This is a genomic window from Streptomyces sp. NPDC001393 (assembly GCF_053597455.1).
Map to the genome: position 1 here is coordinate 1 of NZ_JBSFIH010000039.1, position 23,286 is coordinate 23,286.

At 71.5% G+C, this 23,286-nt stretch carries 26 protein-coding genes, 1 tRNA gene, 1 pseudogene and 1 riboswitch; of the genes and pseudogenes, 18 read left to right on the top strand and 10 right to left on the bottom strand.

The window, feature by feature from the left end; all coding sequences use genetic code 11:
• The 4 genes from ACWC2T_RS31765 to ACWC2T_RS31780 all read left to right on the top strand — a co-directional run.
• On the top strand, positions 1-477 hold a 477-nt coding region (locus ACWC2T_RS31765), incomplete at its 5' end, for an ABC transporter permease (protein WP_450673787.1).
• A gap of 4 nt (positions 478-481) precedes the next feature.
• Positions 482-1,393 carry an ATP-binding cassette domain-containing protein gene (locus ACWC2T_RS31770; RefSeq protein ID WP_450673788.1) on the top strand — a complete coding sequence of 304 codons (912 nt, stop codon included), beginning with the start codon at positions 482-484 and terminating at the stop codon, positions 1,391-1,393.
• A gap of 2 nt (positions 1,394-1,395) precedes the next feature.
• On the top strand, positions 1,396-2,304 hold the full coding sequence (locus ACWC2T_RS31775) for a sugar phosphate isomerase/epimerase family protein (RefSeq protein WP_450673789.1): 909 nt from the start codon (positions 1,396-1,398) through the stop codon (positions 2,302-2,304).
• 93 nt (positions 2,305-2,397) lie between these two features.
• Positions 2,398-2,592, top strand: coding sequence for a hypothetical protein (locus ACWC2T_RS31780; RefSeq protein ID WP_450673790.1), 195 nt, complete (start codon positions 2,398-2,400; stop codon positions 2,590-2,592).
• A gap of 48 nt (positions 2,593-2,640) precedes the next feature.
• Here ACWC2T_RS31780 and ACWC2T_RS31785 read toward each other — a convergent pair whose 3' ends face one another.
• The 3 genes and pseudogenes from ACWC2T_RS31785 to ACWC2T_RS31795 all read right to left on the bottom strand — a co-directional run bounded on the left by ACWC2T_RS31785 (position 2,641) and on the right by ACWC2T_RS31795 (position 5,700).
• Positions 2,641-3,645 (bottom strand): Gfo/Idh/MocA family protein, encoded by a 1,005-nt coding sequence (locus tag ACWC2T_RS31785; RefSeq protein WP_450673791.1) that lies wholly within the window; start codon positions 3,643-3,645, stop codon positions 2,641-2,643.
• Positions 3,646-3,680: 35 nt separating this feature from the next.
• Positions 3,681-4,518: pseudogene (locus tag ACWC2T_RS31790) on the bottom strand (SDR family oxidoreductase).
• A 15-nt stretch (positions 4,519-4,533) separates the two neighbouring features.
• The gene (locus ACWC2T_RS31795) at positions 4,534-5,700 is read right to left on the bottom strand and encodes a phytanoyl-CoA dioxygenase family protein (RefSeq protein ID WP_450673792.1); all 1,167 of its coding nucleotides are present in this window, start codon (positions 5,698-5,700) and stop codon (positions 4,534-4,536) included.
• Between the two features lie 110 nt (positions 5,701-5,810).
• On the opposite strand from ACWC2T_RS31795, the gene ACWC2T_RS31800 reads away from it, so the two are divergent.
• Both ACWC2T_RS31800 and ACWC2T_RS31805 read left to right on the top strand, forming a co-directional pair.
• On the top strand, positions 5,811-6,842 hold the full coding sequence (locus ACWC2T_RS31800; protein ID WP_450673793.1) for a LacI family DNA-binding transcriptional regulator: 1,032 nt from the start codon (positions 5,811-5,813) through the stop codon (positions 6,840-6,842).
• A 13-nt stretch (positions 6,843-6,855) separates the two neighbouring features.
• A complete protein-coding gene (locus ACWC2T_RS31805; RefSeq protein ID WP_450673794.1) occupies positions 6,856-7,437 on the top strand; it encodes a poly-gamma-glutamate hydrolase family protein in 582 nt (193 codons plus the stop codon).
• Between the two features lie 8 nt (positions 7,438-7,445).
• Here ACWC2T_RS31805 and ACWC2T_RS31810 read toward each other — a convergent pair whose 3' ends face one another.
• A complete protein-coding gene (locus ACWC2T_RS31810) occupies positions 7,446-7,790 on the bottom strand; it encodes a cupin domain-containing protein (RefSeq protein ID WP_450673795.1) in 345 nt (114 codons plus the stop codon).
• Between the two features lie 129 nt (positions 7,791-7,919).
• Here ACWC2T_RS31810 and ACWC2T_RS31815 point away from each other — a divergent pair, with 129 nt between their 5' ends.
• Complete coding sequence (locus ACWC2T_RS31815; protein ID WP_450673796.1) at positions 7,920-8,435, top strand: hypothetical protein; 516 nt, start codon at positions 7,920-7,922, stop codon at positions 8,433-8,435.
• Positions 8,436-8,457: 22 nt separating this feature from the next.
• Here ACWC2T_RS31815 and ACWC2T_RS31820 read toward each other — a convergent pair whose 3' ends face one another.
• Positions 8,458-9,036: a TetR/AcrR family transcriptional regulator gene (locus ACWC2T_RS31820; RefSeq protein ID WP_450673797.1), complete on the bottom strand. Its 579-nt coding sequence runs from the start codon at positions 9,034-9,036 to the stop codon at positions 8,458-8,460.
• 190 nt (positions 9,037-9,226) lie between these two features.
• Between ACWC2T_RS31820 and ACWC2T_RS31825 the strand changes: the two genes are divergently transcribed.
• Together ACWC2T_RS31825 and ACWC2T_RS31830 are read left to right on the top strand one after the other, a co-directional pair.
• Positions 9,227-10,651, top strand: a complete 1,425-nt coding sequence (locus ACWC2T_RS31825; protein WP_450673798.1) for an MFS transporter — start codon at positions 9,227-9,229, stop codon at positions 10,649-10,651.
• Positions 10,652-10,696: 45 nt separating this feature from the next.
• A tRNA-Pro gene (locus ACWC2T_RS31830) sits at positions 10,697-10,770 on the top strand.
• A 76-nt stretch (positions 10,771-10,846) separates the two neighbouring features.
• On the opposite strand, the gene ACWC2T_RS31835 is transcribed toward ACWC2T_RS31830, so the two are convergent.
• From ACWC2T_RS31835 to ACWC2T_RS31845, 3 genes are read right to left on the bottom strand one after another with little or no spacing between them, the layout of a single operon-like run.
• Positions 10,847-11,932 (bottom strand): ABC transporter substrate-binding protein, encoded by a 1,086-nt coding sequence (locus ACWC2T_RS31835; protein WP_450673799.1) that lies wholly within the window; start codon positions 11,930-11,932, stop codon positions 10,847-10,849.
• A 46-nt stretch (positions 11,933-11,978) separates the two neighbouring features.
• Positions 11,979-12,857, bottom strand: a complete 879-nt coding sequence (locus tag ACWC2T_RS31840; RefSeq protein ID WP_450673800.1) for an ABC transporter permease — start codon at positions 12,855-12,857, stop codon at positions 11,979-11,981.
• Positions 12,854-13,618 carry an ABC transporter ATP-binding protein gene (locus ACWC2T_RS31845; protein WP_450673858.1) on the bottom strand — a complete coding sequence of 255 codons (765 nt, stop codon included), beginning with the start codon at positions 13,616-13,618 and terminating at the stop codon, positions 12,854-12,856. Before ACWC2T_RS31845 ends, ACWC2T_RS31840 begins: the two co-directional genes overlap by 4 nt.
• Before the next feature lie 349 nt (positions 13,619-13,967).
• Between ACWC2T_RS31845 and ACWC2T_RS31850 the strand changes: the two genes are divergently transcribed.
• Together ACWC2T_RS31850 and ACWC2T_RS31855 are read left to right on the top strand one after the other, a co-directional pair.
• Positions 13,968-15,620, top strand: coding sequence for an ATP-binding protein (locus ACWC2T_RS31850; RefSeq protein ID WP_450673801.1), 1,653 nt, complete (start codon positions 13,968-13,970; stop codon positions 15,618-15,620).
• Entirely contained in the window at positions 15,617-16,306 is a 690-nt protein-coding gene (locus ACWC2T_RS31855; protein ID WP_450673802.1) for a response regulator, read from the top strand. The genes ACWC2T_RS31850 and ACWC2T_RS31855 overlap by 4 nt, the downstream gene beginning before the upstream one ends.
• Here the strand turns inward: ACWC2T_RS31855 and ACWC2T_RS31860 are convergent.
• Positions 16,299-16,616 carry a hypothetical protein gene (locus ACWC2T_RS31860; protein WP_450673803.1) on the bottom strand — a complete coding sequence of 106 codons (318 nt, stop codon included), beginning with the start codon at positions 16,614-16,616 and terminating at the stop codon, positions 16,299-16,301. The two genes, ACWC2T_RS31855 and ACWC2T_RS31860, sit on opposite strands and share 8 nt — an antisense overlap.
• Positions 16,617-16,736: 120 nt before the next feature.
• Positions 16,737-18,161: an amino acid permease gene (locus tag ACWC2T_RS31865; protein ID WP_450673804.1), complete on the bottom strand. Its 1,425-nt coding sequence runs from the start codon at positions 18,159-18,161 to the stop codon at positions 16,737-16,739.
• Between the two features lie 277 nt (positions 18,162-18,438).
• Between ACWC2T_RS31865 and ACWC2T_RS31870 the strand changes: the two genes are divergently transcribed.
• From ACWC2T_RS31870 to ACWC2T_RS31900, 7 genes are all read left to right on the top strand, one after another.
• Positions 18,439-18,561: a putative leader peptide gene (locus ACWC2T_RS31870; RefSeq protein ID WP_450673805.1), complete on the top strand. Its 123-nt coding sequence runs from the start codon at positions 18,439-18,441 to the stop codon at positions 18,559-18,561.
• Positions 18,562-18,637: 76 nt separating this feature from the next.
• The gene (locus tag ACWC2T_RS31875; protein ID WP_450673806.1) at positions 18,638-19,525 is read left to right on the top strand and encodes a glutathione S-transferase C-terminal domain-containing protein; all 888 of its coding nucleotides are present in this window, start codon (positions 18,638-18,640) and stop codon (positions 19,523-19,525) included.
• Positions 19,526-19,603: 78 nt separating this feature from the next.
• Positions 19,604-19,715: riboswitch (SAM riboswitch) on the top strand.
• A 33-nt stretch (positions 19,716-19,748) separates the two neighbouring features.
• Positions 19,749-19,898, top strand: coding sequence for a hypothetical protein (locus tag ACWC2T_RS31880; RefSeq protein ID WP_159045524.1), 150 nt, complete (start codon positions 19,749-19,751; stop codon positions 19,896-19,898).
• 193 nt (positions 19,899-20,091) lie between these two features.
• The gene (locus ACWC2T_RS31885; protein ID WP_450673807.1) at positions 20,092-21,072 is read left to right on the top strand and encodes an amino acid ABC transporter permease; all 981 of its coding nucleotides are present in this window, start codon (positions 20,092-20,094) and stop codon (positions 21,070-21,072) included.
• A complete protein-coding gene (locus ACWC2T_RS31890) occupies positions 21,069-21,860 on the top strand; it encodes an amino acid ABC transporter ATP-binding protein (protein WP_450673808.1) in 792 nt (263 codons plus the stop codon). The genes ACWC2T_RS31885 and ACWC2T_RS31890 overlap by 4 nt, the downstream gene beginning before the upstream one ends.
• A 94-nt stretch (positions 21,861-21,954) precedes the next feature.
• Positions 21,955-22,977 carry an ABC transporter substrate-binding protein gene (locus ACWC2T_RS31895; protein ID WP_450673809.1) on the top strand — a complete coding sequence of 341 codons (1,023 nt, stop codon included), beginning with the start codon at positions 21,955-21,957 and terminating at the stop codon, positions 22,975-22,977.
• Positions 22,978-23,133: 156 nt separating this feature from the next.
• A complete protein-coding gene (locus tag ACWC2T_RS31900; protein ID WP_450673810.1) occupies positions 23,134-23,244 on the top strand; it encodes a putative leader peptide in 111 nt (36 codons plus the stop codon).
• Positions 23,245-23,286 lie beyond the last annotated feature (42 nt).

A 23,286-nucleotide genomic window follows, 5' to 3' on the forward strand; every position in this document is an offset into this window, starting at 1 on the left:
GTCCAGGTGAAGATCACGGTGGTGTGGTGGCTGGTCTACGCCGCCCTGGCCACCTGGGTGCTGCTGCGCACCAGGTACGGCAACTGGATCTTCGCCGTCGGCGGCAACAAGGACAGCGCGCGGGCCGTCGGTGTCCCGGTGACCTTCACCAAGATCTCGCTGTTCATGCTGGTCGGCTTCGGCGCCTGGTTCATCGGCATGCACAACCTGTTCTCCTTCAACACCGTGCAGTCCGGCGAGGGCGTCGGCCAGGAGCTCATCTACATCGCCGCGGCCGTCATCGGCGGCTGCCTGCTCACCGGCGGCGCCGGCTCGGCCATCGGCCCGGTCTTCGGCGCCTTCATGTTCGGCATGGTCAACCAGGGCATCGTCTACGCCGGCTGGAACCCCGACTGGTTCAAGGCCTTCCTCGGCGTGATGCTGCTCGGCGCCGTCCTGATCAATCTGTGGGTCCAGCGCACGGCGACCCGGAGGTAAACCGATGACTGACAACACATCCGGAACCCACGGCGCGGTCGTCCAGGACGCCGTGCCCCAGCAGGACGCGTTGCTGGTCGAACTGTGCAGGGCGGGCAAGTCCTACGGCAACATCCGTGCCCTGCACGGCGTCGACCTGAAGGTGCACGCCGGCCAGGTCACCTGTGTGCTGGGCGACAACGGCGCGGGCAAGTCCACCCTCATCAAGATCGTCTCCGGGCTGCACCAGCACACCGAGGGCGAGTTCCTCGTCGACGGCGCCCCGGTGCGCTTCTCCAGCCCGCGCGAGGCCCTGGACAAGGGCATCGCGGCGGTCTACCAGGACCTGGCCACCGTCCCCCTGATGCCGGTGTGGCGCAACTTCTTCCTCGGCTCCGAGATGACCAAGGGCCCCTGGCCGCTGCGCCGCCTCGACATCGCCGGGATGAAGAAGACCGCCGACCACGAACTGCGCGAGATGGGCATCGTCCTCGATGACCTGGAGCAGCCCATCGGCACCCTCTCCGGCGGCCAGCGCCAGTGCGTGGCCATCGCCCGCGCCGTCTACTTCGGCGCCCGCGTGCTCATCCTGGACGAGCCCACCGCCGCCCTCGGCGTCAAGCAGTCCGGGGTGGTGCTGAAGTACATCGCCGCCGCCCGCGACCGCGGCCTCGGCGTCATCTTCATCACCCACAACCCCCACCACGCCTACATGGTCGGCGACCACTTCAGCGTCCTGCGCCTGGGCACCCTGGAGTTGTCGGCCTCGCGCAGCGAGGTCAGCCTGGAGGAACTGACCAACCACATGGCCGGCGGCGCCGAACTCGCCGCCCTCAAACACGAGTTGGCCCAGGTGCGCGGCGTCGACGTCGAGGAACTCCCCGAGGAGAGCGACCTCACCGCACCCGTCGCGCCCTCTGCGGAAGGAACCCCCTGACCATGGCCACTCCCACCCCGCTGGACCGCATCCGGGTCGGCTCGGCCCCCGACTCCTGGGGCGTCTGGTTCCCCGACGACCCGCGGCAGGTGCCCTGGGAACGCTTCCTCGACGAAGTGTCCGAGGCCGGCTACGAGTGGATCGAACTCGGCCCCTACGGCTACCTGCCCACCGACCCCGCGCGGCTCGCGGACGAGGTGGCCCGGCGGAACCTGAAGGTCTCCGCGGGCACGGTCTTCACCGGCATGCACCGCGGCCCGTCCGTCTGGGCGGAGACCTGGGCGCATGTCAGCCAGGTCGCCGCGCTCACCCAGGCGATGGGCGCGCGGCACCTGGTGGTCATCCCGTCCTTCTGGCGGGACGACAAGACCGCCGAGATCCTGGAGCCGCCGGAGCTGACCGCCGAGCAGTGGGCGCACCTGACCAAGGGCATGGAACGGCTCGGCCACGAGGTCAAGGAGACGTACGGCCTGGACATCGTGGTCCACCCGCACGCCGACACCCACATCGACACCGAGGCCCACGTCGAGCGCTTCCTGGACTCGACCGACACCGAGCTGGTCAACCTGTGCCTGGACACCGGGCACTACGCCTACTGCGGCGGGGACAGCGTCAAGCTCATCGAGACCTACGGCGAGCGCATCGGCTATCTGCACCTCAAGCAGGTCGACCCGGAGGTCCTCGCCGAGGTGATCGCGGGCGGGGTGCCGTTCGGGCCGGCGGTGCAGCGCGGAGTGATGTGTGAACCGCCTTCCGGCGTCCCCGAGTTGGGACCCGTCCTGCAGGCCGCGCAGCGGCTGGGCGTGGACCTGTTCGCGATCGTCGAGCAGGACATGTATCCGTGCGAGCCGGACAAGCCCCTGCCGATCGCGGTGCGGACGCGGCGGTTCCTGCGTTCCTGCGGAGCCTGACAGGATTCCGCCGGCAGGCGTCCGGGAACCAACCGGGGGCACGCGGGCGTTGTGCACGACGACGGGGGACGCCCGCGCAGACGGGAGGACGAGATGACACACCGCACCGAACCCCGCAAGGCGGCCCAGGACAGGACCGACCCGGCCCTCCTGCGCCACGACCGCTTCGGCACGCTGCCCGAGCGGATACGCCCCGAGGACATGGTCGAGACCAGGCCGGCCACCTCGCCCGACCCGGCGCGGGACACCTACAACCCCGACGAGTGGCTGATCCGTTACTGCGGCTGAGACAGCGAGGCGGCGCCGGGCACCTCCGCCCGGCGCCGCCCGCATGTCTCAGGCCTGCCGGACCTCCGCGATCGTCACCGGCCGGTGCTCCTGGCGGGACAGGGTGCAGGCCTCGGCGATCCAGCCCGCCTCCAGGGCGTCCTCGACGGTGCAGGGGGAGGGGCGGGTGCCGGCCACGACCTCGGTGAACGCGGTGAGTTCGGCGCGGTAGGCATCGGTGAAGCGGTCCATGAAGAAGTCGTGCGGCCTGCCCGACGGGAAGGTCACGCCCGGTTCGACCGAGCGCAGCGGGAGCTTGTCCTCCAGGCCGACCGCGATGGAGTCGGCGAAGCCGTGGAGCTCCATGCGGACGTCGTAACCCCGGGCGTTGTGACGGGAGTTGGAGACCACCCCGATGGTGCCGTCGTCCAGGGTGAGGATCGCCCCGGTGGTGTCCGCGTCGCCCGCGGCCCTGATGTAGTCGGCGCCCCGGTTGCCGCCGACCGCGTACACCTCGGTGACCTCGCGGCCCGTCACCCAGCGGATGATGTCGAAGTCGTGCACGGAGCAGTCGCGGAAGATGCCACCGGAGGCGGCGATGTACGCGGCCGGCGGCGGCGCCGGGTCCAGGGTCGTGGAGCGGACCGTGTGGAGCTTGCCCAGCTCGCCCGCCTGTACGGCGGCCCGCGCGGCGGAGAAGCCCGCGTCGAAGCGGCGGTTGTAGCCGATCTGGATCGGCACGTCGCTGCTCCGGACGGCCCGCAGCACCTCGACACCCTCGCTCATCGTCTTCGCGACGGGCTTCTCACAGAAGACCGGGACGCCGGCCTCGACGCCGGCCAGGATCAGGGCGGGGTGGGCATCGGTCGCGGCCGCCACCACGATGCCGTCCACGCCGGCGGCCAGCAGCGCCTCCGGCGAGTCCACGACCTCGGCCCCGAACCGCTCGGCGGCGGCCTTGGCCGCGTCCGCGAACGGGTCGGTGACGACGAGCGACTCGACGGCGTCCAGTCCGGAGAGGGTCTCGGCGTGGAAGGCGCCGATGCGGCCGAGGCCGAGGATTCCGATGCGCATGATGCTCCTTGTGTACGAATGTTCCGTCAGGAAAGTCAGTCGAGTCCGCCGAGGACGTTCTGGTCCCAGTCGATCACCGACCACGTGACCACCCCTGACCGGTCGGACAGCAGGAAGACCACGAAGTCGGCGATCTCGTCCGGTTGGCCGAGCCTGCCCATCGGCAGCTGCGCCGCGGCCTGCTCGCGCCAGTCGTCGCCGCCTCCGTGGAAGGCGCGCTGGGTGGCGTCCTCGCCCTCCGTCGCGGTCCAGCCGATGCTCAGGCCGTTGATCCGGATCCGGTCCCAGCGGTGGGCGTGCGCGGCGATGGGGGTCCCCCCGCGCGAGTTTGGTTCGAGCGTGGGGGAGGGTCAGGCCCACGAGGCCCGCCTTGGCGGCGACGTAAGGCGCCAGGAACGGCTGACCGCCGTGCGCGGAGGAGGTGGTGATGTTGACGATCGTGCCGGGCGCCTTGCGGGCCACCATGTCGGCGACCGCCGCCTGCATGGCGAAGAACGGCCCCTTGAGGTTGATCGCGATGTGCGCGTCGAACAGCTCCGGGGTCGTGTCCAGCAGCGTGCCCCGGGAGGTCAGCCCGGCCGAGTTCACCAGGCAGTCGATGCGGCCGTGGGCGTCCACCACCTCGGCGACCGCCGCCTTGGCCTGCTCGGCGTCCGCCAGATCGGCGCGCACGAACATCGCCTTGGCACCGGCCGAGGCCAGCTCGGCGACCAGCGCCTCACCCGGCTGCGTGCGGCGGCCGGTGACCGCCACGACGGCGCCCTCCCGGACCGCAGCCCGCGCGATCGCGGCACCGACCCCCTGGCTGCCGCCGTTGACCAGGACGATCTTGTCCCGGAGAAGTCCGTCGGGAAGTCCGTCGAGATGTCCCATGAATGCCGACCTTCCTCAGCTGGCTCGTCGTTCGGTACCGGCCCGCAGCTCCGCACGGAGCCGCTGCGGGGCCCACCTCTCGCGCACCGCCCGCCGTAGCACGTCCGCCTGCGCCGGCGGGGCCAGGCCGTCGACGGGCGGGTCGCTGTCGAGATTGGTCGGGAAGGGGTAGCCCTCGGCGCTCGCCGCGATCACGTTCTCCAGCCACGCCTCACCGGCCCCCTCGGCCGCGCGCCGCGACAGCACCGGGAACACCGCGTTCGCCACCGCCTCGCGGTCCACCGTCTCCATCGCGCGCCCGAAGGCGGAGGACACCTGGAGCAGATTGGCCGTGCGGCGCACGTCCGCCGTGCGGTTGGTGCCGGCGGCGTGGAAGAGCGCCGGGTTGAAGAAGGCCGCGTCACCCTTGGCGAGCGGGAGCTGCACATGGTGCGCCTCGAAGTACGCCTGGAACTCGGGGAGCCGCCACGCCAGGTAACCCGGCTCGTACCGCTGCGAGTACGGCAGACAGCGCGTCGGGCCCGATTCCACCGGCATGTCGCAGTGGGCGACCGCGGCCTGGAGCGTGAGCACAGGGGAGAGCCGGTGCACATGGGCCGGGTAGGCGGCCGCGGCCGCGCTGCTCAGGAAGCCGAGGTGGTAGTCCCGGTGCGCGGTCTGCCCCGCGCCGCCCGGGTTGACCACGTTGACCTGCGAGGTCACCTGGTAGCCGGGGCCCAGCCAGGCCGCACAGACCAGGGCCAGGACGTCGTTGGCGTAGTAGTCGGCGAACGCCTCCGGGTCGTACAGGGCCGTCTTCTCCAGCGCGTTCCACACCCGGTCGTTGGCGCCCGGCTCGGCGAAGTGGTCACCGGCGCCTGCCCCAGAGGCCCGCTGTTCGGCGATCAGCGCCTCGAACACGTCCGTGACCCGGTCGACGACCTCCGGGTCGGGGAAGGCCTCACGAACGACCACGATCCCGGGGCCGTCGGACAGGGCGCGTACCAGTTCCGCCGCCAACGCCCGCCGGTCACCGGTCTCCCGCAGCCGTTCACCCTCGTACACCAGGACGTTCTCCGTCACCGAGGCGGCGTGCGGGTGGTCCGCGAGGCGGGTGGTCCGCTCGATCAGGGCGCGGAAGGCGGCCGGATCGCAGTCCTGCTCGGACAGCCAGGTACGGCCGGGTACGGCGGCGACGGACATCGGTGTCCCTCTTTCGGTCACAGGAGCGGCGCGGCCCTGTCATTCTTGTCATGACAAACCCCTCCAACAACCAGCAGCCAGCCATCAAAAACCCCTCAAGGAGCCGGCTCATGGGTCACCCGTTCCCGATCCGGGAGATCGCACGTCAGGCGGGTCTCAGCGAGGCCACGGTGGACCGTGTGCTCAACGCCCGGGGAGGGGTGCGCGAGAGCACCGCGCAGGAGGTGCACCGGGCCATCGCCGACCTCGACCGGCAGCGCACCCAGGTGCGGCTGGTCGGCCGTACGTTCATGGTCGACATCGTGGTCCAGGCGCCGGAGCGGTTCAGCACCGCCGTGCGCGCGGCCCTGGAGGCCGAACTGCCCTCCCTGCACCCGGCGGTGGTGCGCTCGCGCTTCCACTTCCGCGAGACCGGCCCGGCCGCCGAGCAGGTCCGGACGCTGGACCGGATCGCCCGGCGCGGCTCCCAGGGCGTGATCCTCAAGGCGCCGGACGTCCCCGAGGTGACCGCCGCCGTGGGCCGGCTCACCGCGGCCGGCATCCCGGTCGTCACCCTGGTCACCGACCTGCCCGCCAGCGGCCGGATCGGCTACGTCGGCAGCGACAACCGAGCCGCCGGCGCCACCGCCGCCTATCTGACGGGCCAGTGGCTCGGCGACCGGCCCGGCCATGTCCTCACCAGCCTGAGCAGCGGCTTCTTCCGCAACGAGGAGGAGCGCGAGATGGGGTTCCGCAGCGTGATGCGGGCCCGGCATCCCGAGCGCACCCTGGTGGAGATCGCCGAGGGGCAGGGCCTGGACGTCACCCAGTACGACCTGGTCCGCGCCGCACTGGAACGGGACCCGGAGATCCGGGCCGTGTACTCCATCGGCGGCGGCAACGACGCCACCCTGCGCGCCTTCGCCGACCTCGGCCGGGCCTGCGCGGTGTTCATCGCCCACGACCTCGACCGCGACAACACGCGACTGCTGCGCGAGCACCGGCTGTCCGCCGTGCTCCACCACGATCTGCGGCACGATCTGCGGGAGGCCTGCCACGCGGTGATGCGCTTCCACGGCGCCCTGCCCCCCGCCGGACCGCTGCTGCCCTCGGCGATCCAGGTCGTGACGCCGTACAACATGCCGGCCCAGACGGCCGAGTGAGGAGGACGCGGCGGTGACACGCACCGAGCAGGTGGAGATCGAGGGCACACCGATGGTCGCGACCCTCGTACCGGGCAACGGGATCGGTCTGCTGGCCCTGCACGGCAGCAACGAGGGCGGCACCGCCGAACTGGCCCGGACCGTCGCACACCGCTGCGGCGCCACGAGCCTCGTCTTCACCCAGCCGGGGGTACGGCGGCCCGTGCACATCCCGTCCCCGCGCATGGCGGTCGACCACTGCGCACTCCTGCGGGAGTTCCTGGAGCGGGTCGCCCTCACGGTCTCGCTCCACGGCCACCTGCGCCCCGAGGCGCCGCACACCGTCTTCCTCGGCGGCGGCAACCGGGACGCGGCCCACGTCCTCGCCGAGGCGTTCGCCACCGGGATCCCGCAGTTCCCGGCCGTGACCGACCTGAGGGCCATCCCGGCGTCCCTGCGCGGCGTGCACCCCAGGAACCCGGTCAACCTGACGCGCCTCGGCGGAGTCCAGGTGGAACTGCCGCTCCTGGCCCGCACGAGCGGGGCAGCGAACACCCCGCCGGCGGCGGTGGCCGATGCGCTGACCGCCGGGGTCAAGGGGCTGAGTTCAGTCTGACCCGGTCCTCACAGGTTGATCGCGTAAGCCTTGCGCAGCGTCTCGTGCACGGTCCACGTCGTACGGTCGCCCGCCCGCAGCACCGCCATGTCGCCCGGCCCCACCGTCAGCGTCGGCCCGTCCTCGACCTCGATCGTCGCGCGGCCGCTGATCACGACGAACAGTTCGTCGGCCTCGGTGTCGGTGACCACGCCCGGCGTGATCTGCCAGATGCCACGGATCTGCCGGCCGTCCGGGGACTCCCAGACCACCTTCCCGGTGACCTCGGGGTCGCCGGAGACGATCTGTTCCGGCTCGAGGGGCTCGGGTTCGAGGTCGGCGTCGGGGATGTGGAGCGCGAAGCTGTGCGTCATGCGGCGAGCCTAGCCAGCGCCGAGCCGCGCCGAAGCCGACAGTGTGTGGGGCATCGGGGCTGGTGGAAGGACAGTTCGTCGCTCCGCGCGGACTGGCGAGGAGGCGCGGCACGGGTGATCGTGGGGAACATGGCTGAGTCCACCGCGGCCGGCCCGGTCCCGCCCCGGCGGCACGACACACGCGAGGCCGTCCTGTTCGGCGGTGTGTACGGCGCCGTCCTCGCCAGCTCGATGGTGGCGGCGCTCAGCCAGTACGGCCGTACGACCGCCGCCGGCCGCCGCTACGACGCTGTGTGGCTCCTGGTGACCGCCCTCGCCTCCGCCCTCGCGCACGGCTACGCCCACTACATCGCCGAACGCGCCCCGCACAGCCGCTGGGACGTGCTGCGCACGCTGCGGGACGAGTGGCCGCTGGTCACGGCCGTGCTGCCGACGGTCTTCCTGCTCGCCGGCGCGGGCTGGGGCTGGTGGCCGCCGAACGGCGTAGAGTACCCGGCGTTCGCCCTCAACATCGGCATCCTCTTCGCCCTCGGCCTGGTCACTGCCCGCTCCTCGTCGCGGAGTTGGCCGTTGGCCGTCCTCATGGGGATGGGCGACGCGCTGCTCGGTGTGGTCGTGGTGGTGGCGAACGCGCTCATCAAGTAGGCGGGTCCTGCCGAGGGCGTGCTCAGTGGGCGGTGCGTACGCCGTCCAGCGCGATGGCGAGAACCCGGTCGCGCTGGGCGTCGTCGTCGAACGCCGTGGCGGTGATGCCGGCGACCATCCGCAGCAGGTCGGTGAAGTCCATGTCCGGCCGGGCCACGCCCGCCCGCTGGGCGCGCTCCAGGAGCGGGCCCCCGGCGGCGTACATCGAGTCGCGGCAGGTCTGGAAGATCTCCGACTCTTCGTTCAGCGCCTCGCGCACCGCGCGCTTGGTGACCATGTAGCCGGCGAACCGGTCCAGCCAGGCCGTCAGCGCCTCCCACGGCTGAAGGTCCGCGACCTCCACGGCCGCCCCGCACAGGGCGTTGACCTCGTCGGCGTAGACGCTCTCGAAGAGGTCGCGGCGGCTGGGGAAGTTCCGGTACAGCGTGCCGATGCCGACGCCCGCGCGGCGGGCGATGTCCTCCAGGGAGGCGTCCGAGCCGTGCTCGGCGAACGCCTCGCGGGCGGCGGCGAGGAGGGCGTCGTAGTTGCGGGCGGCGTCCCTGCGGTGTGGCCGGCGGGCCGCCACGATCTCGCCGACGGGGAACGGCGTGGCCGTCACTGGTGCCTCCCAGAGGGAATCGATGAACCGGAGGAACACATCCGGTTCGGTTGAACCGGAGGGGCACCTCCGCTAGAGTGGAGGTGCACCTCCACTTTAGCAGTGCGGGGGCCGATCCGCCCTGGGCAGACGTGCCCGGCAGGAATGCCCCTCTCGCCCGTCCCAGCGCTCCTCCCGGAGAGGCTCTCCCATGCCCCGCAAGTCCACCCGCCTCACCTTCGCGGTCCTCGCGACCGGTGCGGGCGTGTTCTCGATGCTCCAGTCGCTGATCGCGCCGGCCCTGCCGACCGTCCAGCACGCCCTGCACGCCTCCCAGTCGACCGCGACCTGGGTGATGACCGCCTATCTGCTGTCCGCCTCGGTCTTCACCCCGATCCTCGGCCGGGTCGGCGACCTCGCCGGCAAGAAGCGCACCCTCGTCGGCGTCCTGCTCGCCGTTCTCGCGGGCTGTCTCGTCGCCGCGCTCGCCCCGGACATCGGCGTGCTCATCGTCGCCCGGGTCGTCCAGGGCGTCGGCGGCGCCCTGTTCCCGCTGTCCTTCGGCATCATCCGCGACGAGTTCGCGCCCGCCGAGGTGAGCGGCAGTATCAGCAATCTCTCCGCCGTCATCGCCGCGGGCGGCGGGGTCGGCATGGTGGCCGCCGGACCGATCGTCTCCGCGCTCGACTACCGCTGGCTCTTCTGGATCCCCGTGGCGATCGTCGCCGTGACGGTCCTGATCGCCGTGGCGTACGTCCCCGAATCGCCCGAGCGGGCCCAGGGGAAGGTCAGTTGGCACGGTGCCACGCTGCTCTCCGCGTGGCTGGTGGCCCTGCTGCTGCCGCTGAGCCAGGCCGGGCGGTGGGGCTGGGGGTCGCCGAAGGTGCTCGGCCTGTTCGCCGCCGCCGTCCTGCTCTTCGCCCTGTGGCTCACGGCAGAGGCCCGCTCCCGCAGCCCGCTGATCGACCTGCGCGTGATGCGGCTGCCGGCGGTGTGGACCACCAACGCCGCCGCCCTGCTCTTCGGCGCGGGCATGTACGCGATCTGGTCCTTCCTGCCGGGCTTCGTCCAGACGCCGTCCGCGGCCGGCTACGGCTTCGGAGCGAGCGTCACCGCCTCCGGCCTCCTCATGCTCCCCATGCTGCTGGCGATGTTCCTCTCCGGCGTCCTCTCGGGCCGTCTCGAACCCCGCGTCGGCGCCAAGGCGCTCCTCACCACGGGGGCCGCACTGGGCGCGCTGGCCTGCGGATTCCTCACCCTGTGGCACGACGCCCCGTGGCAGGTCGCCGTGGTGGCCGGGCTGTTCGGCCTCGGCATCGGACTGGCCTTCGCCGCCATGGCCAACCTGGTCGTCGGCAGCGTGCCGCCCGAGCAGACCGGCGCCGCCACCGGCATGAACGCCAACATCCGCACCATCGGCGGCTCCATCGGCGCCGCGCTCACCAGCGTCCTGGTCACCGCCCGCCTCCAGCCCTCCGGCCTGCCCTACGCCTCCGGCTACACCCACGGCTGGGCCCTGCTCGCCCTCCTCTGCCTGGCCGCGGCCGGCGCCGCCCTCCTCGTCCCGGCCCGCCACCGGGGCCGTACGACGGTCCCCGCCGCGGGGGCGACACGGGCACCCGCTCAGGTGCGGTAGGGTTGACCTGCGTGATCACGCGGGACACCCCGGGTGAGAGCGCAACGGGACGTGGCGCAGCTTGGTAGCGCACTTGACTGGGGGTCAAGGGGTCGCAGGTTCAAATCCTGTCGTCCCGACGTGCGGAAACGCGGGTCGGTGGCCGTGTCGGAGTCAGTCCGACACGGCCACCGCTCATTCCGGTGTGACGGAGGATCAGCCGGACGTCCCCGCCGGGGTCGTCGTGGTGGTGAAGCCCTCCTTCTTGTTGGCCGCGACGGCGAAGTCATTGGTGAACGTCGTGCCGAGGTTCACCTTCGAGGTCGCGTGGCCCACCAGCTCCTCCGTGGTCAGGACGTTCTTGGGACCGCCGGCCGGCATGATGCCGTCCGGGAGGAACTGGCCCTTGTCCTGGGTCAGGGCCGAGACGTAGTCGGCCTTGGTGACCAGCTGGTTCTGCACGAACGACTGCGGCAGCTTGTCGGCGATGTCGGCCGCGCTGTGCTTGTCGATCCAGTGCATGGTGGCCACGAGCGCGTCGACGACCTTCTGCACCGCGTCCTTGTGCGAGTTCACCCAGTCGGTACGGGCGATGACCCCCGCCGCCGGCCAGGCGCCGCCCGTCGCAGCCTGGGCGCCCGAGGTGGTGGCCACGTCGACCGCCGAGTAGCCGACCCCCTTCTTCTCGATCGCAGCGACCGTCGGCTGCGTCGTCATGACACAGGCCACCTTGCCGTTCTGCAGCGCGGCGATGGCGGTGGAGCCCGCGCCGACCCCGATCCGGTGGAAGTCGCTGGTCTTGAGGCCCTTCTTGGCGGCCAGGAACTGGGTGAGGGTGTCGGTGCCCGAGCCCAGGTCGGTGACGCCCAGCGTCTTGCCCTTGAAGTCCGCGGCCGAGTGCACCCCGCTCTTGGTGGCGCACATCTCCCGCTCGCCCGGGGCGCCGGACAGCTGGACGACGTCCTCCACCGCCTTGCCCTTCACCTGGAAGTCGATCGTGTGGTTGTACCAGGCGCCCGCCATGTCGACCTGCCCCGAGGCCATGGCGTCCTCGGCGCCGGTGCCGCCGTCCTGCTCGGTGCTCAGCACGACGTTGACGCCGTACTTCTTGTAGAAGCCCAGGTTCTGGGCGAGCTGGTACGGCAGGTAGATCTGCTTGTCGATGCCGCCGACCATGAGCCTGACGGTCGGGGTCCCGCCGGAGCCGCCCGAGCCGGAGCCGGAGGAGCTGCTGGAACACGCGGTGGCCGCGCCGAGGGCGAGGACGGTGACGAGGGACGCGGTGAGGATTCTCTTGGACATGGCGGCTCTTTCGTTCTGAGGAAGGGGCGGTGGGGAAGGGGGAGGATCAGAGGCTGTTGGCCTCGGTGGGGGCCGGCGGGCGCCAGGAGAGCAGCCGGTGTTCGAGCTTGCCGATCAGCCACTCCGCGCCGAGCACGATCACCGCGATGACGAGCATCGTGGCGAACACACCGTTGGGGTCGAAGTTGTTCTGCGCGGTCTTGATGACGAGGCCGAGGCCGCTCTGCGCGCCGAGCACCTCGCCGACCAGCGCACCGACGATGGCGAAGCCGAACGCGCTGTGCAGGCTGGCGATGATCCACGTCAGCGCGGAGGGCACGATGACATGCCGGATGATCTGCAGCTGGGAGGCGCCGAGCACCCGGGCGTTGGCGAGGATGTTGCGGTCCACCTCGCGGACGCCCTGGAAGGCGTTGAAGAACACGATGAAGAACACCAGCACGGCGGCGAGCAGGATCTTCGGGGTGACGCCGATGCCGAAGGCGACGATGAAGATCGAGCCGAGCACGATGCGCGGGATCGCGTTCACCATCTTGATGTAGGGCCCGAGCACGTCGGACAGATAGCGGCTCTGGCCCAGCGCCACACCGAACACCACTCCGGTGCCGGCGCCGAGGGCGAACCCGATGAGCGCCTCCTGGATGGTGGTCCAGATGTTCGCGTAGAAGGACCCGAACTCGGTGCCGTTCTGGAAGAGGTCGATCAGCCGGTGCCAGATCCCGGACGGCTGCCCGAAGAAGAACGGGTCGACGATGCCCCAGGTGGTGAACGCCTGCCAGCCGCCGATGATGAATGCGGCGAGGCCGAGGCGGCCCGCCCAGACCAGCGCGACACGGCGTCGTGCGGCCCGTTTGGCGGCGGCCGCGGCCGAGGCCTGCCCGCCGTCGGCGACCGGGACGGCGGATGTGGTGGACGTCGTGCTCATGCCTTTCCTCCTGCGGTGCGTGCGTAGGCGCGCTCCACCTCTTCGCGCAGCGTGTCCCAGATCTGGTGCTGGAGTTCGATGAAGCGGGGCTGGTAGCGGATGTCCTGGACCGCGCCGCGCGGCCGCGGCAGGTCGATGTCGAAGACGGCCTTGACCGACCCGGGGCTGGACGTCATCACGACGACCCGGTCGGCGAGCGCCACGGCCTCGTCGAGGTCGTGCGTGATGAAGATGACGGAGGGCCGGATCTGCTCCCAGAGGTCCAGCAGCTCGGTCGACATGATCGCCTTGGTCTGCACGTCCAGGGCGCCGAACGGCTCGTCCATGATCAGGATCTTGGGTTCGTTGATCAGCGCCGCGGCCATCGCCACGCGCTTGCGCATACCGCCGGAGAGCTGGTGCGGGTAGCGGTCCTCGAAGCCGGCGAGGCCCACCCGGCGCAGCCAGTCCCGCGCCGAGGCCTGGGCCTGCTGCTTGGGCACCCCACGGAAGACGGGCCCCATCAGCACATTGCCGAGGACGGTCTTCCAGGGCAGCAAAGCGTCCGCCTGGAACATGAAGCTGACGCCGTCGGTGACGCCGTCCACCTCGCGACCGCCGACCCTGACCGAGCCCTCGCTGGGCCGGTCGAGCCCGGACACCATGCTCAGGGTGGTCGACTTGCCGCAGCCGGTGGGGCCGACCACCGCACAGAACTGCCCCGGTTCCACGGTGAACGACACGTCTTGCAGCGCCGTGAACACCTCACCGGCAGGGGTCATGAATCGCTTGGTGAGCCCGGAGATCTCGATGCGCGCGTCCTCGCGCTCTGCTGCACCGGCGATCGGGCTCGTCGCGACATCGTTTCGCGAAGCCATGTGAGGCCGTCTCCTTCCACACCTCGTGGGGTCGAGGAAGGCAGACGCTAGAGGTCACCTCGTGTTACGTCGCTGTTTCCCAGGTATCTCGCGAAAGCCGCGTTATCCGGGGTTCTGCTCGTTCTGCTCAGTGAAACGGGGGTGGGCAGGAATTCGGCCATCAGGCACAATCACGCCACCACGGGTCCGGCGGCAGGGCCGGCCCGGCACCACGCGGGACAGAGGCGAAGAGGCACCTGTGACACGCATCCGTATGCGAATCGGGCGCGGCGGGAGGGGGAGACTCTCCGCGCGGATCCTCGCGAGCCAGCTCCTCATCCTGGCGCTCACCGGCGCCATCGGATTCGTCCTGTTCGCCTTCGCGCAGCGCTCCGCGCTCGACCGCACCTATGAGGAGCGGGCCGTGGGCATCGCGCAGACCGCGGCCGCGGACCCGCAGATCCGGCAGGCCATGGCGCACGGCGACGGCGGTGACGTGGTGCAGCGCGCCGCGGAGCGGATCCGGATCGCGTCGGGGGCGTCGTACGTGGTGGTGATCGACCTGCACGGGGTCCGCCACTCGCACCCCATGGCGCGGCTGGTCGGCTCGCCGGTGGCCGAGCCGCTCGTGGTGCTGGACGGCCGGACGCACGTCGGCACCGACCAGGGCGCGACCGGACGGTCCGCCAACGGCAAGGCCCCGCTGAAAGGGCCGACGGGCAGGCTGGTCGGCGAGGTGTCGGTGGGCATCCCGGAACGCCATGTGCTCAGCGAGCTGTGGCGCGAGCTGCCCACCTTCGGCCTCTACGCCGCGATCGCCACCGCCCTCGGTGCCGCGGCCGCGTATGCGCTGGCCAGGCGGCTGAAGCGGACCACCTTCGGGCTGGAACTGGAGGAGATCGCCGGACTGCTGCAGGACCGCGAGGCGATGCTGCACGGCATCCGCGAGGGCGTGGTCGCCTTCGACCCCGACGGCCGGATCACCGTCGTGAACGACGAGGCCCGCCGGCTGCTCGGCCTCGGCACCGCGCTCGGCCGGACCGTCGAGGAGGTGCTGCCCGACGGCCGGCTGCGCCGCGCCCTGGACGGCACCCTGACCGGCACCGACGTCAGCGTCCTGACCGACGAGCACTGCCTCGTCGTCAACCGCATGCCGGTCACCCTGCACGGCCGTGAACTCGGCGCCGTGGTCACCGTGCGGGACCGCACCGAGATGGTCGGGCTGCTGCGCGAACTGGACTCCGTGCGGGGCCTGACCGACGCGCTGCGGGCCCAGCAGCACGAGTTCACCAACCGCATGCACACCCTGGCCGGCCTGCTCGACATCGGGGAGTACGACGACGCCTACGAGTTCGCCGTCGGCGCGGCCGGTGCCGGCCAGGGGCTCACCGAGTCCGTGCGCAGGCGGATCGGGAACTCGCTCATGGTCGGTCTGATCGTGGCCAAGACGACGGTCGCCGGCGAACGCGGGGTACGGATCGTGCTGACCGACGACTCGGCCCTCGGCCAGGAGCCGCCGCACCTGCACCGGCTGCTGACGATCGTCGGCAACCTGCTGGACAACGCGGTCGACGCGGCCGGCGAGGGACCGCGCCCGGCCGACGGCCGCGAGGTGCGGCTCACCCTGACCGAGAGCTCCCACGAGATGCGGGTCCGGGTCGCGGACACCGGTCCCGGGATCCCGCCGGAGGCGGCCGAGTCGATCTTCGAGGACGGCTGGTCCACCCGTCCGGAGCGGGGCACCGCCCGGCGCGGCCTCGGACTGGCCCTGGTGCACCGGCTGGTGCAACGGCACGGCGGCACCATCACGGTCAGCGAGAGGCCCGGCGCGGTCTTCACGGTCGTACTGCCGCTGCCGGACACGGCCCTCGCGGTGCAGGGAGCACCGTTCACCACAGCAGTGCCGGCGGGAGGCGAGCGCCGATGATCCGGACCCTGGTCGTGGACGACGACTTCCGGGTGAGCCATATCCACAGCGAGTACGTGAGCCGCGTCCCCGGCTTCGACGTGGTCGGCGAGGCGGCGACGGTCGTCGAGGCACTGGAGCAGGTCCGGGCACTGCGCCCCGACCTGCTGCTGCTCGACATCTTCCTGCCCGACGGCAGCGGGCTCGACGTATTGCGCCGGCTCACGGGGGACGAGGGCGGCGCCCGCCCCGACGCCCTCATGATCACGGCGGACCGGGACATCGAGTCGGTGCGCAGCGCCATGAAGCTCGGTGCCGTGGGCTACCTGGTCAAGCCGTTCGGCTCGCCCGACCTGTGCGAGCGGCTCACCGCCTACCGGGAGCTCCAGCACCGGGTGGAGGTGCTCGGCCCGGCCGCCGAGACCGACCAGGCCGATGTGGACGCCCTGTTCAGCGCCGCCCGGCCGCCCGCCGTGCCGCGGGTACCGGCCAAGGGCCACTCGGCGCCCACCCTGACCCTGGTCCACCAGGCGCTGCGCTCGGCGGGCGGCCCGGTGTCGGCGGCCGAGGCGGCCGAACTCACCGGCGTCTCCCGCGCCACGGCCCAGCGTTATCTGTCCTACCTGGTCAAGGAGGGCATGGTCCGCCTGGAACTCCGCTACGGCGCGACCGGCCGGCCGGAGCACCGCTACCGCATCGTCACCTGAGCCGGCGGACGCGTCGTCCGGTCGGTTCGATCAGCCCTGGGGCCGGTCCGGCGACTGCCATGTCCTTGTCTGCGTGGTCCGGCTCGTCGGCCGCGGTGCGGGCCGTGCGCTCGAGGCGGTGGGTGCGGACCCTGGGGGCGTCATTACGGTCCCGCCCCGGGAGTGGGGGCGGGCTGGGCCGTCCGGTCGGTTCGATCAGCCTTGGGGCCGGTCCGGCGACCGCCATGCCCTTCTCCGCGTGGCCCGGCTCGCCGGCTGTGATGCGCGCCGCGTGCTCGAGGCCGGTGGGTGCGGACGCTGCGGTCGTCATTACGGTCTCGCCCCGGGAACGGGGCACGCTCGCACGGCTGCCGTGGGGACTCATCCCGCCGGGGCACCGCGTGCGTGAACTACCGGCCGTGGGCCGGGGGACCGGCGGGCGACCGGCCGCTCATCGGGTGCGGGCCTCGGTCCCGGCCGGCTCCACCGGCTTCCGCTGCCGGCGCGCCGCCATCACCGCGAAGACCAGGACCCCGGCGAACAGGAACAGCACGCCCTGGTACACCGCCGCGTAACCGGCGCCCGCCATCAGCCAGACGGAGAAGGCGGCCGCGACCGCGGTGATCACCGAGTCCCGCACCAGTCGGCCCCGGTCCACCGACCTGCCGGAGACCAGGTGAAACAGCTGCGCCGCCGTCGCCAGCAGGTACGGCACGGTCGCGGTGAACGTGGTCACGAGGACCAGGACGTCGAAGACCTTCGCCGAGCCCGACAGGTAGTTGTACGCCGTGAGCAGGGAGGAGAGCACGACGGTGACGCCGACGCCCACCGTCGGCACGCCCCGGCGGCGGCGGGCGAAGGCTGCCGGGAACAGGCCGTCCCTGGCCGCGGCGTACGGGGTCTGCGCGCTCAGCAGCGTCCAGCCGTTGAGGCAGCCGGTCATCGACACCAGCGCCGCCAGCGCCACCGCCGTACCGCCCCAGCTGCCCCCGAACATCGTGTTCACGGCGTCGGAGAAGGGGGCCGTGGAGGCCACCAGCCGGTTGTGCGCGACCGTGCCGAAGACGGACAGCGTGCCGAGCAGGTAGACGAGCGCGGCGCCCGCGGTGCCGATCACGGTGGCGCGGCCCACGTTGCGGCGGGCGTTCCTGACCTCGCCCGCGCTCACCGCGGCGGACTCCACCCCGAGGTAGGAGAAGAGCAGCAGGGCGGCGGAGGCGGAGACGGCACCCACGGCGCTGTGACCACTGGCGTTGAACGGCCCGAGCCGGGACGGGTCGAAGAAGAACAGGCCGCCGACCGCGACGAGCAGCAGCGGCACGAACTTCAGCACGGTCGACACCAGTTGGACCGCGCCGACGTACCGGGTGCCGGCGAAGTTGGCGAGGGCCGGCAGCCACTGCAGGGCGAGGGCGGCCAGACACGCGGTCCACTTGTGGTGGTTGACCGGGATCAGCACGTCCAGGTAGCCGACGGCGGCGACGGCGAGCGCCGCGTTCGACACCCAGGTGGTGATCCAGTACGCCCAGGCGGCGAGGAACCCGGCGAAGTCACCGAAGGCCTCGCGGGTGTAGACGTAGGGGCCGCCGGTACGGGGGTCGCGCGCGGCGAGCCGGCCGAAGACCAGCGCGAGCGCGATGGCCCCCACGGTCAGCACGGCGAAGGCGATCAGGCTGACCCAGCCGTACGGCGCGATGGAGGCGGGGAGCAGGAAGATGCCGCCGCCGATGATGTTGCCCATGACCAGCGCGGTCGCGACCGGCAGGCCGAAGCGGCGGGCGTGCTTCCCGGCGGTGCTGTGCGTGCCCTCCGCGGGAACCTCGTGGGCCTCGGTGGGGGCCGGAGCCGACGGGGGGACGGTTCCGGTGACGTGCATGGGGGGATGGACCTCTCATCGAACAGATGTCCCAGGATCGCCGGGACGGAGCCCATGGTCGGGTAAGTGCCCACCCGCCGCAAAATCGCCGTTTCTTGTGGCGTCCGACCCCGCCGATCGTGGAAAAAGTGAGCTTGAGCGACCTTTGCGCAGTGAAATATCCCGTGGCTCGCGTGGGCGTCGCGGCGTCCTGTCCCAGGCGTGGACGCCCCCTTGACGTGGCCGGATGCCGGATCGACACTCCTGAGTGGGAATCCTAGTGAACAGGTAGGGAATGATGACGCGCCTCGGAACCGGCACCGGCCTCGCGGGCCGCACGCCGCTGCGCGCGCCCCTGCTCACCTCCCGTCGGCACATCGATCTGCTGCGCGTCTGCAGCGCGATCAGCCTCTGCCGCTGAGCCGGGGCGCCGCGCGCCACCGGCCGGCGCCGCTCGCCGTCGCGCACGTCCGTACGTTCATCACCCGGGGAGACGCATGTCCATCACTCCGCTCGCCGCCGTTCCGTCCGTCCACCGCGCCGCCCCCGTCTTCCGGGGCCGGATCGGCCGGGACGCGCGCAGCGGCCACTACGCCGTGCCGCACCGCTACCGGCTCCATCTGTCCACCGCCGACCCCGACGGACTCCGCCTCGCCGTGGGGCACAGCCTCCTCCGCCTGGACGGCAGTTGTCCGGTCACGGTCCTGCCCGCCGTACCCGACTGTCCCGGCGGCGGCCACTCCGCGCTGCGCCCGCTGTACGAGGCGAGCGCCCACCACTACACCGGCCCGGCCCTCGCGCCCGTGCTCAGCGACGACTGGTCCGGACGGATCGTCAGCACCCACGCCCGCGACATCCTGCGTGACCTCGACCGGTTCCCGCGCGAGGGCGGCCCCGCCCTGTACCCGTGCGGTCAGGAGTCCGTCATCGGGGCCGTCGAGCGGATGTGTGCCGAGGGGATCGAGGAGGCCGCGCAGCGCGCCGGGCAGGCCGGCGCCGACCCCGCCGAGCAGGCCGCCGCCCTCGAGGTGCTCCTCGACACCCTGGGGCGGCTGGAGAGCCGGCTGACCGGAGAGGAGTACCTGGTCGACGGGCGGCTCACCGCCGCCGACGTCGAACTGTGGGGCGCCCTGGTGCAGTTGGACACCGTCCACCGCTGCCACCTCGACGCCTCCGCCGTCCACCGCATCGCCGGACACCGTGCCCTGTGGGCCTACGCCGCCCGTCTGGCCGCCCGTCCCGCCTTCGGCCGCCACCTCGACCTCGACGGCATCTCCCGCCGCCACCACGGCCGTTGCAGGGGCCTGGAGGCCGCCGGAGCCGCCGTCCAGATCCTGGACTGGGCGGGCCACGCCGCGGATGCCGGGGACCCTTCCCGCAGGTGAGAGCGGGACGGGTGAGGTCCAGCAGGCGGACGGCCGTTGACATTCGAACGGACAACTGCCTTACTTACGGCTCAGAACGGTCATGAGCGTCAGCGCCAAGCCCTGGCTCGCTGACCGGCAACCCTCGCATCGCGGTGGGGTGCCCCAGGTGACGACCGGACCGGAATGACGTTTTCGGTAAGCGCGAGGGCCCCGCGGGGCCGGAACAGTGACAGGTGACGCCATGTACGCAGCTCCCAGGACGGCCGCGAGCCGCCCCCAGGGCTGCGTACGGTCGTACGCCGGTCTCCTCGTCGCCGACCGCGCCGTCGATCTGCTCCGCGTCAACAGCGCACTGTGTACCGCACCGGGCTCTGCCCGCTGTCAGGGCTGACCTCTCCTCCGAGTCCTCCCTTCCTGACATTTCCCCCCTCGCATTCCTGACGCACCCCGCCCCCGAGGTGTGCCGTCGACCGCCCAGCCCCCGGTTCCCACGCGCCGCCGAGCGCCGCCCCGCGCCGCAGCGCCGCAGCGGCTCGCACCCGTGCGCCGCGACCCGGGGTGTCCGACCCAAGCCGGAGCCCGCCATGAGTGAACCCCCAGGCGCCGCCGTCTCCCTCGCCGAGGCGCCGTCAGCCGACACCCCGTCAAAGCCGCTGAAAGCGCAGCGCGTTCAGCCGCTGCGGCGACCCGGCCGGTGGATCGCCACCGCCGCCGTCCTCGTGCTCGTCGCCCAGATCCTGCACGGACTGGCCACGAACCCGTTCTACCAGTGGGACCGCTTCCGCTACTGGTTCCTGCGCCCCACCGTCCTCGACGGGCTCCTCGTCACCCTCGAAGTCGCCGCCCTCAGCGCGGTGTTCGGGCTCCTCGGCGGCATCCTGCTGGCCCTCGGCCGGCAGTCCGGCAGCCCGGTGCTGCGCGCCGTGAGCTGGACCTACACCTGGCTGTTCCGCTCCGTGCCGCTGATCGTCGTCCTGATCTTCCTCTACAACTTCTCGGCCCTGTACAAGACGGTGAGCCTCGGCATCCCCTTCGGGCCCGCCTTCGTCACCTTCGACGAGTCGAGGCTCGCCACCGACATGACGGTCGCCGTGGTCGGGCTCAGCCTCAACGAGGCGGCGTACGCGGCGGAGGTCGTCCGCGGCGGCATCCTCTCCGTCGACCAGGGCCAGCACGAGGCGGCGGCCGCACTCGGCCTGCCCAGGGGCTACCAGTTCACCCGGATCGTCTTCCCCCAGGCCCTGAGGTCCATCACACCGAACTACGTCAACCAGCTCATCGGCCTGATCAAGAGCACCTCGCTGGTGTTCTACGTCTCGCTGCTCGACCTCTTCGGCTCCGTGCAGACCATGGGCAGCACCTACCCCGGCGACATCGTGCCCCTGCTGCTCGTCGCCACCGTCTGGTACCTGATCCTCACCAGCGCCGTGTCCGTCGTCCAGTTCTACGTCGAGCGGTACTTCGCGCGGGGCGCCACCCGCACCCTGCCGCCGACCCCGCTGCAGAAGGCGCGCACGGGCCTCGCCGAGTTCCGGGCCCGGCTGCGCAGGGAGGCCGCCGTATGACCGCCACCGACACCCTGGAGACCACCCCGGCCGCGCTGGAGGTCCACGACGTCCACAAGTGGTACGGCACCCATCGCGTCCTCGACGGCATCGACCTGACCGTGCGCCCCGGTGAGGTCACCGTCGTCATCGGCCCCTCCGGCTCCGGCAAGTCCACGCTGCTGCGGGTCATCAACCACCTGGAGAAACCCGAGGTCGGCCATGTCAGCGTCGGCGGTGAGCTGATCGGCGTCAAACGCGGCAGCGGCGGCCGGCTCAGGGAACTCAGCGAGCGCGCCATCCTGGCCCAGCGCAGCCGGATCGGCTTCGTCTTCCAGAACTTCAACCTCTTCCCGCACCTGACCGTCCTCGACAACGTCGCCGCCGCGCCCGTCGCCACCGGTCGGCTCGCCCGGCCGGAGGCCCGCGAACTCGCCCGCGAACTGCTCACCCGGGTCGGGCTCGGCGACCGTACCGGCGCCTACCCGCGCCAGCTCTCCGGTGGACAGCAGCAGCGGGTCGCCATCGCCCGCGCCCTCGCGCTGCGGCCCGGCATCATCCTCTTCGACGAGCCGACCTCCGCACTCGACCCCGAGCTGGTCGGCGAGGTGCTGTCCGTCATCAAGGACCTGGCCACCAGCGGCACCACCCTGGTCATCGTCACCCACGAGATCGGCTTCGCCCGCGAGGTCGCCGACCGGATCGTCTTCATCGACGGCGGCCGGATCGTCGAACAGGGCCCGCCGGACGAGGTGCTGGACAGGCCCCGGCACGACCGGACCCGGGAGTTCCTCGCCAAGGTCCTCTGAGCACCCGTGGCCCCATAACCCCTGGCCCCAACCCCTGCCCCCGTAACCCCTGCCCCCCGTAACCCCCGCAGTTTCCCGAACGACAAGGACAGCCATGCCCACCCAGCTCTCCCGACGCAGCCTGATACGCGGCATCACCGCGGCGACCGCCGTCGCCACCCTCGCCACCGGGCTCGCCGCCTGCGGTGGCACCAGCGACGCCGCCACCCCCACGACCGACACGGCCGGCACGGTCACCGTGGGCAGAGTGTCCAACGGCGCGGCCCGGCAGACCGAGTTGAAGGTCTCCGAGGTGAAGTCCATCAGCTCCGAACTGCCCGCCGCCGTCCGCAGGAACGGCAACCTGAAGATCGCCGTCGGTGCCCTCCCCGACGGGTTTCCGCCGCTGGCGTACATCGGTTCGGACCAGAAGACCCTCACCGGCGCCGAACCGGACTTCGGCCGCCTGGTCGCCGCGGTCCTCGGGCTGAAGCCCCAGATCTCCAACTACACCTGGGAGAACATGTTCGTCGGCATCGACAGCGGCAAGGCCGACGTCGGCTTCGCCAACATCACCGACACCGAGGAACGCAAGAAGAAGTACGACTTCGCCTCCTACCGCAAGGACAACGTGGGCTTCGAGGTGCTGAAGAAGAGCACCTGGGAGTTCAACGGGAACTACGAGAACCTCGCGGGCCGGACGGTCGCCGTCGACAACGGCACCAACCAGGAGAAGATCCTCCTGGAGTGGCAGGCGAAGCTGAAGAAGGAGGGCAAGAACCTCACGGTCAAGCACTACCAGAGCAAGAACGCCACCTATCTGGCGCTGACCGGCGGCAGGATCGACGCCTACTTCGCGGCCAACCCCGGGGTCGCCTACCACGTCACCCAGACCGCCAAGTCGCCCGACCCGACCCGCAGCGCGGGCACCTTCTCCGGCGCCGGTGCAAGCCTCCAGGGACTGATCGCGGCCACCACCAAGAAGGACAGCGGGCTGGCCAAGCCCATCGCCGACGCCATCAACCACCTCATCGAGAACGGGCAGTACGCCAAGTGGCTGGCCGCCTACAACCTCTCCGACGAGGCCGTCGCCAAGTCCGAGGTCAACCCGCCCGGCCTGCCGCTGAGCAACTCCTGAGAGAGGAACGCTCCCGCATCGTGCAGGTGGCGCGGAAACACACGAGGAGGTGCGCGGCGCGGGAACAACCGCGGCCCGCCGCGCGTTGTGCGTCATGACGAGATCCACTGGGCGGGCCACAGGGCCCGCCACGGCCGACGGACGGAGGTGAAGGCCGTGACACGTGTACTCCCGCCGTACGCCCCGTGCACGTACCGCTCCGTCCGGCTGATATCCCGGCCGCACATAGATCTCCAGCGCGTGTCCGCCGCGCTCTGTCGCCACTGACCTTTCCCCTGGCTGCAGGGCCAGGTCCTCCTTCTGCCGCGC